The organism is Sinorhizobium americanum, from assembly GCF_001651855.1.
Taxonomy (GTDB): domain Bacteria; phylum Pseudomonadota; class Alphaproteobacteria; order Rhizobiales; family Rhizobiaceae; genus Sinorhizobium; species Sinorhizobium americanum.
The window spans coordinates 289,425-303,022 of record NZ_LNQC01000076.1; the positions used below are offsets into that span (position 1 = coordinate 289,425).

15 protein-coding genes are annotated in these 13,598 nt (G+C 62.9%); 12 read left to right on the forward strand and 3 right to left on the reverse strand.

What is annotated here, in order from left to right:
- Positions 1-38 precede the first annotated feature (38 nt).
- The 12 genes from ATC00_RS25430 to ATC00_RS25485 all read left to right on the forward strand — a co-directional run bounded on the left by ATC00_RS25430 (position 39) and on the right by ATC00_RS25485 (position 11,183).
- Positions 39-860: a 3-methyl-2-oxobutanoate hydroxymethyltransferase gene (locus ATC00_RS25430; RefSeq protein WP_064254894.1), complete on the forward strand. Its 822-nt coding sequence runs from the start codon at positions 39-41 to the stop codon at positions 858-860.
- Positions 861-1,002: 142 nt separating this feature from the next.
- Positions 1,003-1,887 (forward strand): formyltetrahydrofolate deformylase, encoded by an 885-nt coding sequence (purU, locus tag ATC00_RS25435; protein WP_037380733.1) that lies wholly within the window; start codon positions 1,003-1,005, stop codon positions 1,885-1,887.
- 168 nt (positions 1,888-2,055) lie between these two features.
- Positions 2,056-2,658 (forward strand): amino acid synthesis family protein, encoded by a 603-nt coding sequence (locus tag ATC00_RS25440; protein WP_037380199.1) that lies wholly within the window; start codon positions 2,056-2,058, stop codon positions 2,656-2,658.
- A 23-nt stretch (positions 2,659-2,681) separates the two neighbouring features.
- Complete coding sequence (locus ATC00_RS25445; protein ID WP_064254966.1) at positions 2,682-3,509, forward strand: alpha/beta fold hydrolase; 828 nt, start codon at positions 2,682-2,684, stop codon at positions 3,507-3,509.
- Positions 3,506-4,438 (forward strand): flavin reductase, encoded by a 933-nt coding sequence (locus tag ATC00_RS25450; protein WP_064254895.1) that lies wholly within the window; start codon positions 3,506-3,508, stop codon positions 4,436-4,438. The genes ATC00_RS25445 and ATC00_RS25450 overlap by 4 nt, the downstream gene beginning before the upstream one ends.
- A 3-nt stretch (positions 4,439-4,441) precedes the next feature.
- Positions 4,442-5,482: an LLM class flavin-dependent oxidoreductase gene (locus tag ATC00_RS25455; RefSeq protein WP_064254896.1), complete on the forward strand. Its 1,041-nt coding sequence runs from the start codon at positions 4,442-4,444 to the stop codon at positions 5,480-5,482.
- Positions 5,483-5,487: 5 nt separating this feature from the next.
- The gene (locus ATC00_RS25460) at positions 5,488-6,951 is read left to right on the forward strand and encodes an aldehyde dehydrogenase (RefSeq protein WP_064254897.1); all 1,464 of its coding nucleotides are present in this window, start codon (positions 5,488-5,490) and stop codon (positions 6,949-6,951) included.
- Between the two features lie 5 nt (positions 6,952-6,956).
- Complete coding sequence (locus tag ATC00_RS25465) at positions 6,957-7,283, forward strand: NIPSNAP family protein (protein ID WP_064254898.1); 327 nt, start codon at positions 6,957-6,959, stop codon at positions 7,281-7,283.
- Positions 7,284-7,320: 37 nt separating this feature from the next.
- A complete protein-coding gene (locus tag ATC00_RS25470; protein ID WP_064254899.1) occupies positions 7,321-8,331 on the forward strand; it encodes an ABC transporter substrate-binding protein in 1,011 nt (336 codons plus the stop codon).
- Between the two features lie 95 nt (positions 8,332-8,426).
- Entirely contained in the window at positions 8,427-9,302 is an 876-nt protein-coding gene (locus ATC00_RS25475; RefSeq protein ID WP_064254900.1) for an ABC transporter permease, read from the forward strand.
- 1 nt (position 9,303) lies between these two features.
- Positions 9,304-10,104 carry an ABC transporter permease gene (locus ATC00_RS25480; protein ID WP_064254901.1) on the forward strand — a complete coding sequence of 267 codons (801 nt, stop codon included), beginning with the start codon at positions 9,304-9,306 and terminating at the stop codon, positions 10,102-10,104.
- Positions 10,101-11,183, forward strand: a complete 1,083-nt coding sequence (locus ATC00_RS25485) for an ABC transporter ATP-binding protein (protein ID WP_064254902.1) — start codon at positions 10,101-10,103, stop codon at positions 11,181-11,183. Before ATC00_RS25480 ends, ATC00_RS25485 begins: the two co-directional genes overlap by 4 nt.
- Before the next feature lie 213 nt (positions 11,184-11,396).
- Here the strand turns inward: ATC00_RS25485 and ATC00_RS33095 are convergent, their stop codons facing one another.
- From ATC00_RS33095 to ATC00_RS25495, 3 genes are all read right to left on the reverse strand, one after another.
- Positions 11,397-11,534, reverse strand: a complete 138-nt coding sequence (locus tag ATC00_RS33095; RefSeq protein WP_153045282.1) for a hypothetical protein — start codon at positions 11,532-11,534, stop codon at positions 11,397-11,399.
- A 136-nt stretch (positions 11,535-11,670) separates the two neighbouring features.
- Entirely contained in the window at positions 11,671-12,366 is a 696-nt protein-coding gene (locus ATC00_RS25490) for a GntR family transcriptional regulator (RefSeq protein ID WP_064254903.1), read from the reverse strand.
- A gap of 232 nt (positions 12,367-12,598) precedes the next feature.
- Entirely contained in the window at positions 12,599-13,573 is a 975-nt protein-coding gene (locus ATC00_RS25495; RefSeq protein ID WP_064254967.1) for a mannonate dehydratase, read from the reverse strand.
- Positions 13,574-13,598: the final 25 nt, after the last annotated feature.

Below are 13,598 nucleotides of genomic sequence, written 5' to 3' on the forward strand. Positions count from 1 at the left end.
AGTTCGCCCCCTTTAATAAGATTCATCCGGAGATTTCCATGAAACACCGTCGCCCGACCGTTGCCGATCTCTTGTCGATCAAGGGCAAGCGGCAACTCACCATGCTGCGCGTCGTGACGCTGGAGGAGGCGGAAGCTGCCGAAAAAGCCGGCATCGACCTCGTATCCGTTCCGCCGGCGCTGCTGGGACCCGAATTCCGCGAGGCGGCACCGACGGTCTTTGCCTTTCCCGGCCTCGAATATGGCGACTTTGTCACCGCCGAAGACTATCTGCGCGGCGCGTTCCAGGCGATGCGCGCGGGCGGCGATGCCGTCTATTGCGCCGCCGGCCTTTCGACGGTCAAGCGACTGCGCGAGGAAGGCATCCCTGTCTGCGGCCATGTGGGGCTGATCCCGTCCAAGGCCACCTGGACCGGCGGCTTTCGCGCCGTCGGCAAGACGGCAGCGAGCGCGCTCGAGATCTGGCGCCAGGTGAAGGCGCTCGAAGAGGCAGGCGCGTTCGCGGCCGAGATCGAGGTCGTGCCCGGAGAAGTGGCGGCCGCGATCTCCGAGCGCACGTCGCTCTTGATGCTCTCCATGGGAGCGGGCACCGGATGCGATGCCCAATATCTCTTTGCCGACGACGTGCTCGGGCAGAACCGCGGCCATTATCCCCGCCATGCCAAGGTCTATCGCGACTTTGCCGCCGAATTCGAGCGGCTGCAGCAGGAGCGTATCGCCGCCTTCCGCGAATATGCCGAGGATGTCCGCTCCGGTGCCTATCCGGAGAAGGCACATCTGGTCGGCATCGAGCCGATGGAGTTGGAGGAATTCCTCGGCAGGATCGATACGTCGGAGCGTGCGGCATTCCGCGCAAGATGATGGCGACAGCGCCGCTGCGTCGTTTCAGACGCAAAAAGGTCGCTGCAGCACTTTCAATTGCTGCAGGAATTATCCTTTAATTGGCTCGGTCTAAGGAAACGATGGGCGCAGCGCCCCAAGATGCGACAGCTAAGGACGAATGATGCACAGCTATGTCTTGACGGTAACCTGCCAATCCACCCGCGGCATCGTCGCGGCGCTATCCGCCTATCTCGCCGAACAGGGCTGCAACATCGTCGACAGCTCGCAATTCGACGACCTCGAAACCGGCCTTTTCTTCATGCGCATCTCCTTTATCTCGGAAGAGGGCGTCGGCCGTACTGCACTCGAGGAAGGGCTGAAACCGATCGCGGAGAAATTCGCCATGGAAACGGCGCTCCATGACCAGTCGGAGCGCACCAAGGTGCTGTTGATGGTGTCGCGTTTCGGTCATTGCCTGAACGACCTGCTTTACCGCTGGAAGATCGGGGCGCTGCCGATCGACATCGTCGGCGTGGTCTCCAATCACTTCGATTACCAGAAGGTGGTCGTCAACCACGACATTCCCTTCCACCACATCAAGGTGACGAAGGAGAACAAGCCGAAGGCTGAGGCGCAACTGCTGGAGTTCGTCGAGCAGACCGGCGCCGAGCTGATCGTGCTCGCCCGCTACATGCAGGTGCTGTCGGATGCGTTGTGCAAGCAGATGTCGGGGCGGATCATCAACATCCACCATTCCTTCCTGCCGTCGTTCAAGGGCGCCAACCCCTACAAGCAGGCCTATGAGCGCGGCGTCAAGCTGATCGGCGCGACGGCCCACTACGTCACCGCCGATCTCGACGAAGGCCCGATCATCGAGCAGGACATCGCCCGCATCACCCATGCGCAGTCGGCCGAGGACTATGTGTCGATCGGCCGCGACGTCGAGAGCCAGGTGCTGGCGCGCGCCGTGCATGCCCATATCCACCACCGCACCTTCATCAACGGCAACCGCGTCGTGGTGTTCCCGCCGAGCCCGGGGAGCTACGCGTCGGAGCGAATGGGCTGACGCAAGAAAAAACATCACCAATCGACGCGACCCCGTTCGGCAACGAGCGGGGTTTTTCTTTTCAGGCTGCTGGATCATCTCGCGTTTTCAGGTTTTCAAAAAACGCCGCTTGACTTCCCGGTATTATGGCATACCATACTATGTAATAAGATATTGAAGGAGGCGGCGATGCCCATCGAAATTCGCAAGACCCTGCTGCAGGTGGAGACGACACTGGTCGAAGGCGGCAAGTCTGCGCCGGTGCCGCTGAAGCTCTATTCGGCAATCGCCGTCGTGAAGAACCCTTGGGCGGGCGCGGGCTACGTCGACAATCTGAAGCCGGAAATTCACGCCGCTGCCCCGGTCCTCGGCGAGTTGCTGACGAAGATGATCATCGACGCCGTCGGCTCGGGCGAGGCGGTCGAGGCCTACGGCAAGTCTGCCATCGTCGGTCTCGATGGCGAGATCGAGCACGCCTCGGCGTTGATCCACACGCTCCGATTCGGCAATCATTACCGCCAGGCCGTCGGCGCCAAATCCTACCTTGCCTTCTGCAATACGCGTGGACCGGCAAACGCGCCCTTGATGATCCCGCTCATGGATAAGAACGACGAAGGGCGTCGCTCCCATTATCTCACCATCCAGACCGCCGTCCCCGATGCGCCGGCGGCAAACGAGATCGTCGTTGCGCTTGGCGCCTCGGTCGGTGGACGTCCGCATCACAGAATCGGCGACCGCTATCAGGATCTGAAGGATCTCGGTCAGGACGTTGCCAACCCGGCAGGCGTTTGACGTTTCTTTATTGGACCGTGACGATGCTTCAGTCAGAGCGAACGGAATTTGCAGGTCTGGGTGCCAGACGCGAGCGTACTGCGCATGGCGCCGCCTATGTGGAGACCGGCCATGGCGAACCGCTTGTCCTCATCCACGGAGTCGGCATGCGGCTCGAGGCCTGGGCACCGCAGGTCGCCGCCTTGTCCGACCGGTGGCGGGTCATCGCCGTCGACATGCCGGGCCATGGCAAGAGCGACAGGCTCGATCCGGGCGCGAGGCTCGAGGATTTCGTCGCCTGGCTGCGTGTCTTTTTTGATGACCTCAAGCTGGACCGCGTCAGTCTTGCCGGACATTCGATGGGCGCCTTGATCGCCGGTGGCGCGGCCGTGACCTTTGGTGCGTGCATCCGCCGGGTGGCGCTTCTGAATGGCGTATACTTGCGCGATGCCGATGCGAAGGCGGCGGTTGTCGCCCGGGCCGAGATGATCGGCAAGGGCGCTGTCGATGTCGACGGGCCGCTGAAGCGCTGGTTCGGCGACAGTAGCGAAACCGCTTCGGTCTATGAACTGACGCGAGGCTGGTTGCAGGCCGTCGATCCTGAAGGCTATGCGACGGCCTATAGCGCCTTTGCGAATGGCGATGCCATCTATGCGGCACGCTGGTCCGAGGTTGGTTGTCCGGCCCTGTTTCTGACCGGCTCGGAGGACCCGAACTCAACACCGGAAATGGCGCGCGCCATGGCCGCCGCAGCGCTTTGCGGCTGGGCGCGGATTATCGAAGGGCACCGCCACATGGTCAATCTGACGGCGCCGGACGCGGTCAATGCGATCCTCGAGGACTGGCTCTCAAAGGAAGGGGAGAAGTCATGACAACAGCTTCTTTCGACCCCCGCGCGTTGCGCGACGCTTTCGGTTCTTTCATGACCGGCGTGACAGTGGTCACGGCGAACGACGCGTCGGGACGGCCCATCGGTTTCACGGCGAACTCCTTCGCCTCTGTATCCATCGATCCGCCGCTCCTGCTCGTCTGTCTGGCGAAAACCTCCCGCAATTTCGCGACGATGACTACGGCCAAGGGTTTTGGCGTCAACGTTCTCTCCGAAAAGCAGATGACAGTCTCCAACACCTTCGCCAAACCGGTGGAGGACCGCTTCGCCGCGGTCGAATGGAAGAATGGACCGCATGGTGCGCCGATTCTTGCGGGCGTCAGCGCGTGGTTCGATTGTTCGACGAACGAGATCGTCGACGCCGGTGACCACGCCATCCTGATCGGTCGCGTCGAGGCCTTCGAGAACGGCGCCATGGCCGGACTCGGCTTCGCCCGCGGCAGCTACATCACGCCGGGCCTAGCCAGCAAGGCGGTCTCGGCCGCCGCCGAGGGTGTGCCGCTGATCGCCGCCGTCGTCGAGCGGGACGGCGCGGTCCTGTTGATTTCCGAGGCGGATGGCCGCTGGCGCCTGCCGCAGATGGAGCTCAAGGGCGGCGAGCCGCTGGCGGCGCTGCAAGATTATCTGACGGACGCGACGGGATTGGCGGTCGAGGTCGGCTTCCTCTACTCGGTCTACGACAACAAGGCGACCGGTCACCAGCATATCGTCTACCGCGCCGTTGCCGAGCCCGGCGACACCAAGGCGGGGCGGTTCGTCCCGATTGCGGACCTGCCGCTCGACGCGATGGACAACTCCGCCACGGCCGATCTCCTGAGGCGCTTTGCCGCCGAGAGCGCGCTCGGCAACTTCGGCGTTTACGTCGGGGATGAGAAACAGGGCAAGGTTCACCCCTATGCCAGAAAGGCCTGACCCATGAAATTCTCGCTTTTCGTGCATCTCGAGCGGCTCAATCCCGGACAGTCGGACGAGAGCCTCTATCGCGAGTTCATCCAGCTTTGTGAAATCGCCGACAAGGGCGGCATGCATGCGATCTGGACCGGTGAGCACCATGGCATGAGCTTCACGATCGCGCCCAATCCCTTCCTCAGCCTCGCCGATCTCGCGCGCCGCACCAAGAATGTCCGGCTCGGCACAGGCACGGTGATTGCGCCCTTCTGGCATCCCATCAAGCTCGCCGGGGAAGCGGCGATGACCGACATCATCAGCGACGGTCGGCTCGACATCGGCATTGCCCGCGGCGCCTATAGTTTCGAATACGAGCGGCTCGCCCCCGGATTGGACGCTTGGGGCGCCGGCCAGCGGATGCGCGAGCTCATCCCCGCCATCAAGGGCCTGTGGGAAGGCGACTACGCGCATGAGAGCGAGTTCTGGACCTTTCCGTCGACGACCTCGGCGCCGAAGCCGATGCAGGCGCCGCATCCGCCGATCTGGGTGGCGGCGCGCGATCCCAACAGCCATGAATTCGCGGTCGCCAATGGCTGCAACGTACAGGTCACACCGCTTTGGAACGGCGACGGCGAGATCGCCAGCCTGATGGAGCGTTTCGAGGCGGCCTGCGCCAAGAACCCGGAGATCAAGCGCCCGAAGATCATGCTGCTGCAGCACGCCTATGTCGGCACGGACGAGGCTGATCTCGAACAGGCCGCCAGGGAGATGAGCGTCTACTACAACTATTTCTTCGCCTGGTTCAAAAACGAAAAGCCTATCCGGCAGGGGCTGATCAAGACGATTTCCGAAGAGGAAATGGCTGAGAATGCGCTGATCTCGCCCGAGGTGATGCGCAAGAACCTCGCGGTCGGCACGGCCGATCAAGTCATCGCCCGCCTGAAGACCTATCAGGCGATGGGTTACGACGAATATTCCTTCTGGATCGATACCGGCATGAGCTTCGAGCGCAAGAAGGCCTCGCTTGAGCGCTTCATCGCCGACGTCATGCCGGCATTTGCGGAGTAGGGCACATGCAGCGCTTCCAGTGCTATATCGATGGCGAATTTGCAGACGGCGAAGCCCGCTTCGAAAGCATCGACCCGGCGACGGGTGCCGCCTGGGCGGAGATGCCGGAAGCGCGCGAAGCCGATGTCAATCGCGCTGTCGAGGCGGCCCATAGGGCCCTTTACGCGGGACCGTGGTCCAAGCTGACCGCCACCCAGCGAGGCAAGCTTCTTTACAAGCTTGCCGACCTCGTCGCCGAGAATGCCCAGAAACTGGCCGAACTGGAGACCCGGGACACGGGCAAGATCATCCGCGAGACCTCGGCGCAGATCGCCTATGTCGCGGAATATTATCGCTATTACGCCGGGATCGCCGACAAGATCGAGGGTTCCTATCTGCCGATCGACAAGCCGGACATGGATGTCTGGCTGCGCCGCGAACCGATCGGCGTCGTCGCCATGGTCGTGCCGTGGAACAGCCAGCTGTTCCTGTCGGCGGTGAAGATCGGCCCGGCGCTGGCGGCCGGCTGCACCATGGTGGTGAAGGCCTCGGAAGACGGGCCGGCGCCGCTCCTTGAATTTGCCCGGCTCATCTGCGAGGCGGGCTTCCCGGCCGGCGTCGTCAATATCATCACCGGCTTCGGCCCCGCCTGCGGTGCGGCGCTCAGCCGTCATCCGAAGGTCGATCATATCGCCTTTACCGGCGGGCCGGAGACGGCGCGTCATGTGGTACGCAATTCGGCGGAGAACCTCGCCTCGACCTCGCTTGAGCTCGGTGGCAAGTCGCCCTTCATCGTCTTTGCCGATGCCGATCTTGAGAGTGCGGCCAATGCCCAGGTCGCCGGTATCTTCGCGGCGACCGGCCAGAGCTGCGTCGCCGGCTCGCGGTTGATTGTCGAGACAAGCGTCAAGGACCGCTTCCTCGACATCCTCAAGGCAAAGGCCGAGGCGGTCCGGATCGGCAGCCCTCTCGACATGGCGACCGAGGTCGGGCCACTCGCGACTCGCCGTCAGCGAGACCATATCGAGGCGCTCGTCGACCGCTCGCTCGCCGTCGGCGCCAGATTGGTCACAGGCGGCCGGGCAGCCGAGGGCGCCGGCTACTACTATCGGCCGACAATTCTCGATTGCGACGGCAGTTCTTCGCCCTCGCTCGAAGAGGAATTCTTCGGGCCGGTCCTCTCGGTGGTTTCCTTCGACACCGAAGCGGAGGCGCTCGCCACCGCCAACAATACCCGCTACGGCCTTGCGGCCGGCCTCTTCACCCGCGATCTCACCCGCGCCCATCGCCTGATGAAAGGGATCCGCGCCGGGATCGTCTGGGTCAACACCTACCGGGCGGTCTCGCCGATCGCCCCCTTCGGCGGTTTCGGGCTCTCCGGCCACGGCCGCGAGGGCGGCATGGCGGCCGCGCTTGACTTTACACGGACGAAGACCGTGTGGCTGAGGACGTCAAACGAGCCGATCCCCGATCCTTTCGTGATGCGGTGACGGCGATGTTCTACGAAATCCGCACCTATCGGCTGAAGAACGGCGCCATCCCCGCCTACCTGAAGGTGGTCGAGGAAGAGGGCATCGCCATCCAGAAGAAGCATCTCGGTGAGCTCGTCGCCTATTTCTTCTCCGAGATCGGACCGATCAACGAGATTGTCCACATCTGGGCCTACCGGAGCCTCGACGATCGCGAGAGGTGCCGCGCCGCGCTCATGGAAGACCCGGACTGGCGGGCTTTCCTCCCCAAGATACGCGACCTGATAGAAGTCGCGGAGAACAAGATCATGAAGGCGGCGCGCTTTTCGCCGACAGGCGGCAGCGCGTCATAGAACAACCAAGCAAAACCGGGTCACGGAGCAAGGGAACATGAAGAAGATATTCGCTTTGGCGGCTGCGGCCGCAATTATCGCAACGGCTATGCCGGCAACAGCCGCCGATCTTGTCTTTTCGAGCTGGGGCGGCACGACGCAGGATGCGCAGAAAATCGCCTGGGCCGAAAAATTCACGGAGCAGACCGGCATCAATGTCCTCCAGGACGGGCCGACCGACTACGGCAAACTGAAGGCGATGGTCGAGGCGAACGCCGTCACCTGGGACGTCGTCGACGTTGAGGGCGACTACGCCGCCCAGGCCGGCAAGAACGGCCTGCTCGAAAAGCTCGACTTCTCCGTCATCGACAAATCGAAGCTCGATCCGCGCTTCGTCACCGACTATTCGGTCGGCAGCTTCTATTATTCCTTCGTCATCGGCTGCAACAAGGACGCGGTCGAGGCCTGCCCGAAGAGCTGGGCGGACCTCTTCGACATCGAGAAGTTCCCCGGCAAGCGCGCCTTCTACAAGTGGTCGGCCCCGGGCGTCATCGAGGCGGCGCTGCTTGCCGACGGCGTGCCCGCCGACAAGCTCTATCCGCTCGATCTTGACCGCGCCTTCAAGAAGCTCGACACGATCAAGCCGGAGATCATTTGGTGGACCGGCGGCGCGCAGTCGCAGCAGCTCCTCGCCTCCGCCGAGGCCCCCTTCGGCAGCCTCTGGAACGGCCGCATGACGGCGCTTGCCCAGAGCGGCATCAATGTCGAGACCTCCTGGGAGCAGAACATCACCGCCGCCGACTCCCTCGTCGTGCCGAAGGGCGCGAAGAACAAGGAAGCCGCGATGCAGTTCATCGCGCTTGCCACTTCGCCTCAGGCGCAGGCCGATCTCGCCAAGGCCACCGGCTACGCGCCGATCAACCTGGATTCGCCCAAGGTGATGGACCCGGAATTGGCGAAGACATTGCCGGATGCGCAGACAGCGAGCCAGGTCAATGCCGACATGAGCTACTGGGCAGAGAACCGCGACGCAATCGGCGAGCGCTGGTACGCCTGGCAGGCAGAGTAAATCAAGGAGGCGGGGAGGGCGCAGCCCGTACTCCCCGCCGATCCGGCGCAGGGCACGAGGAGGTCCCTCGCGCAGCTGAAATGGGAGAGACAGCTATGTTGTCGCGCACCGACGCGAGGGCGCCAGGATCGAAGGCGCCTGCATATCGCCTGCGACTCACCGACTTCGATCTGACCTTGCCGGCGCTCGGCCTGCTGGTCCTGTTCTTCGTCGTGCCGGTCGCCATCCTGTTGGCGCGGAGCGTCTCGGAGCCCGTGCCGGGCCTCGGCAACTATGCCGAACTGCTGGGCTCATCCACCTATCTCCGGATATTCGCAAATACCTTCATCGTTTCCGGCCTAGTCACGCTCGTGTCGCTGCTGATCGGCTTTCCCGTCGCCTGGGCGCTCGCCATCATGCCGAGCCGCCTCGCGTCTGTCGTCTTCGCCATCCTGCTTTTGTCGATGTGGACCAACCTGCTGGCGCGCACCTATGCCTGGATGGTGCTGTTGCAGCGGACCGGCGTCATCAACAAGATGCTCATCGCATTGGGCCTGATCGACAAGCCGCTTCCGCTCGTCAACAACCTGACGGGGGTGACGATCGGGATGACCTATATCATGCTGCCCTTCATCATCCTGCCGCTCTATGGCGTCATCCGCAAGATCGATCCGGCGATCCTGCAGGCGGCGGCGCTCTGCGGCGCCAATCGCTGGCAGGCGCTCGTGCGCGTGCTTCTGCCCTTGGCGATGCCCGGCATGGCGGCCGGCGCGCTCATGGTCTTCGTGATGTCGCTCGGCTACTTCGTCACTCCGGCGCTGCTCGGCGGCACGGCGAACATGATGCTTGCCGAACTCATCGCGCAGTTCGTCCAGTCTCTCGTCAATTGGGGCATGGGCGGCGCGGCGGCCCTGGTGTTGCTGGTCGTGACGCTGGCGCTCTATGCGGTGCAGCTCCGCTTCTTCGGCACCGACCGTATGGGAGGGCGCTGACATGCTCCTGAATTTCGACCGTCTCGGCTGGTGGAAGCTGGTCCTCATCGGCATCACCTTGCTGACAGCCGCCTTCCTGCTCTTGCCCATCCTGTTCATTGCGGCGCTCTCCTTCGGCTCGTCGCAATGGCTGATTTTTCCGCCGCCCGGCTGGACGCTGAAATGGTATCAGGAGCTGCTTGCCGATCCGCGCTGGCTGGAGTCCGCCTGGACGAGCTTCCAGATCGCGATCATCGTGACAGTGCTTTCGGTGCTGCTCGGTCTCGTCACCTCCTTCGGTCTGACCCGCGGGCGTTTCATGTTCCGCGAAGCGCTTAAGGCGCTGTTCCTGACGCCGATGATCCTGCCCGTCGTCGTTCTTGCCGTGGCGCTCTACGCCTTCTTCCTGCAGATCGGCCTCAATGGCACGCTGACCGGCTTCGTCATTTCGCATCTGGTGCTGGCGCTGCCCTTCTCGATCCTGTCGATCACCAATGCGCTCGAAGGGTTCGACAAATCGATCGAAGACGCCGCCGTTCTGTGCGGCGCCTCCCCGTTCGAGGCGAAGATCCGGGTGACGCTGCCGGCGATCAGCCACGGCATCTTCTCGGCGGCGATCTTCTCGTTCCTCACCTCCTGGGACGAAGTGGTCGTGGCGATCTTCATGGCGAGCCCAACGCTGCAGACGCTGCCCGTCAAGGTCTGGGCGACGTTGCGGCAGGATCTGACCCCGGTCGTTGCGGCCGCCTCCACCCTTCTCATCCTGCTCACCGTGCTTTTGATGGTGCTCGTCGCCCTGGTTCGCAAAGGATTGAAATCATGAGCAAACCCTTTCTGCAAATCCGCGGCATCCGCAAGGAATATGGACCCGTAACCGCCGTTCACGACGTCAATCTCGATGTGGCGCAGGGGGAATTCCTGACATTCCTCGGCCCTTCGGGATCAGGCAAGAGCACGACGCTCTACATTCTCGCCGGCTTCGAGGCCCCGACGCGCGGCGACATCCTGCTCAACGGGGAAACGCTGCTGTCGACGCCGTCGCACAAGCGCAATATCGGCATGGTGTTCCAGCGCTACACGCTGTTTCCGCATCTCACCGTCGGCGAGAACATCGCCTTTCCCCTGAAGGTCAGGCGGCTGCCGAAGGCCGAGATCGATGCCAAGGTGCGCGACATGCTGAAGCTCGTGCGGCTCGAAGGCTTCGAGGACCGCAAGCCGGCGCAGATGTCCGGCGGCCAGCAGCAGCGCGTCGCGCTGGCGCGGGCTCTTGCCTATGATCCTCCTGTGTTGCTGATGGACGAGCCGCTTTCGGCGCTCGACAAGAAACTGCGCGAGGAGATCCAGCACGAGATCCGCCGCATCCACCAGCAGACGGAAGTGACGATCCTCTATGTCACACACGACCAGGAGGAAGCGCTCAGGCTCTCCGACCGAATCGCCGTGTTTTCAAAGGGGGTGATCGACCAGATCGGCACCGGCCCGGAACTCTACGCCAATCCGGCAACCCGCTTCGTCGCCGAGTTCATCGGCGACAGCGATTTCCTGCCCTGCGATCTGGTGACGGCGGCAAACGGCAAAGCGGAGATCGCGCTCGCCGGTACGACGGTCATCCCCAACGTGCCGGTGCACGGCAAGCCGGTTGCCGGCGGCAAGGCGGCGCTGATGCTGCGGCCGGAACGCTTGCGCCTGATGCGATCGGCGCCGGGCGGCGCGACCGCAGTTCCCGTCACTATCAGCGACATCACCTTTCTCGGCAACAACATCCATGTCGCAACCGAGACCGCCAGGGGCGACGCGCTGGCCGTCCGCCTTCCCTTCGGTCACGAGGCGATTTCCAGCCTCAGCCGCGGCGACAGCGTCTGGCTCGGCTTCGATCCTGCGTCCGCCCACGTCTTCTGCTGAGCGGCGGACGCCCCGCTTTAGTCTTCAGATAGTTCTTCCGCTGTGGCCGCGACTGGTGCATTCCCCAGGGAATTATCGGCATATTTGAAAGCAAGTATGCTGATAACTGACGCGATGATAGCGATCAGGACGAGACGCATGAAGGTTTCCCGGCATCGTTGCAATGCCTAGCAACTCACCCGGAGACCCCGTTGTTCCAGCGCGAACGATGTCTCACCGGTAGTTGGTGGGAACCAGTGCCGCCCTGTTCGGCGGCGCCTCTACCTCCGTTCGATCGACAGCAAGGATGCTCATCACGAGAGAGACGAGGACGAGTATCAGCGCCATGAATGCGATGCCTGCCTTATCCATCCCCCATCATGATCGCGGGAATGCGAGCAAAACGGGGCGCCGGCGGCCAAGAATTGTACCGGTGCGCATCATAGTTAATTTCGTCTGAACGAACTGAGGCCTCTTTAATTTTGCGCCAGCTCTGGGCGACACCCTGTTACCGTGCTTTTGCGCCTTGCTGCTCCGCCAGGAGCGCCTCGGCGATCGCCGCCGCATTCGTGACATGGACATTTGCCGCCTCATAGGCCGCCGCGCCGTCGCCGGCTTTGATCGCGTCGATGATCTTCTGCATCTGGGCCGGACCCTGCTTGTCGCGGTCGGGCGTCTTGATCGTCATGGAGCGCAGATGATTGATCCTCGCGGTGATCGAATTGACGATGCCCCAGGCGACATGGCGGCCGGAATTCTCGAACAGGGTGCGGTAGAAATCCGTCGTGGCGCTGAGAACCGCCGCGAGCTCGTTGGCGGCATAGGCGGCCCGGATGCGCGCAAGGATACGTTCGAGCTCGGCCACGACCGCGGGGTCCTTTTGTATGGCGCAGGCCTTGGCGGCTATACCTTCGAGCACGCCGCGGATCTCATAGATCTGCCGGGCCTCCTCGGGGGTTGTCTCGGCGACGATCGGGCCGCGGTTCTGCTGGATGGCCACGAGGCCTTCGGATTCCAAGTGCCGCAGCACCTCACGGACGATCGTACGGCTGACGCCGAGCTGGTCGCACAGGTCGCGTTCGACAAGCCGTTCGCCGGCCCTGAAATGCATGTTGACGATAGCGTCGCGCATCTTTTCCAGGGCAAGCTCGCGCAGGGTCTTCTCCGGTCGGAGTACTCGCATCGGCTGTTCAGACGCGCTCATGGGGCTGCTTCCTTTCCGCCAGCACCTGTGGCAACTGCGCGATCTCGATCCAGTCCTTGGTGGCACGTGTCGAGCCGCATATTATGGGATACCATAATATCACTGGTGAACGCATCTGTCAGCAGGATACACATCGACATACGTCCGGAAAACAGTGTCTAACCTGTTTGCCGGTCGGAAGGATAGCCACGCGAATGCCGTCCAACAGCTACCTTGGGCGGCAAGGTGCCGCTCACCTGGCGGAAAGCGACTCGATGAGCGCGGCGATGTAGCCATAGCAGAAGGCGAAGGCAACGCCGGTCGGGTCGCGGCCGCTGATCGTCGGGACGTGGTCGGGCATCACCATGTATTGGTATCCGACCTCGTGATAGATCTTCAGCGAGCGCACCATGTCCATGTCGCCCTCGTCGGGGAAGGTTTCCATGAAGGAAAGCTTGCCGCCGCGGATGTTGCGGAAGTGCAGATTGAAGATCTTGCCGCGCGTGCCGAACCAGCGGATGATCTCGTCGATCTCCTCGCGCGGATTGTCGAGCATCTCGCCGATCGAACCCTGGCAAAAATTCAGGCCGTGATAGGGGCTCTCGTGCATCTGCACGAATTTTTTGAGGCCCTCGACGGTGCCGAGCACGCGCGTCACGCCGCGGTAGCCGGGCGGCGCGTAGGGATCGTGGGGATGGCAGGCGATGCGCACGCGATTGCTCGTCGCAACAGGCACCACCCGCTCCAGGAAATAGTCGATCCGCTCCCAGTTCTCGTCCTCCGACAGAACGCCGGCAAGGCCCGGCGCAGCGCTCCGGTCGACCCGCTCCCAGCGAAAGGCCTCGTTCATCGAGCCGCCGCGGCCGCGTTCCATCTCGCTGCGGGGAATGCCGATCAGGTTCAGATTGTACTTGGCCGCCGGAATGCCGGCGCGGGCGCAGTTCTCGATCATCCGGCAGACCGCGTCGATCTGGCGATCGCGCTCCGGTCCGGCCAGCAGGATATCGGGATAGGAGGCTTTCTCGATCGGCTTCGAGGGAAGGGGAAGCTGGATCATGTCGAGCACCAGGCCGAAGCTCTCGACGTGGTCGCGATGCCGTTCCAAATCCTCCAGGGTCCAGCTTGCCGGATCGCCCGGCGGATCGGCCGAGATATTCTTGACGCCAAGTTGGGCGTAGACGCGGTAATCCTCGTCGTCGCGCGCTGCGACCTGCGTTCCTACATACATGGACAGCTCCTTCTGAATGCCTTCA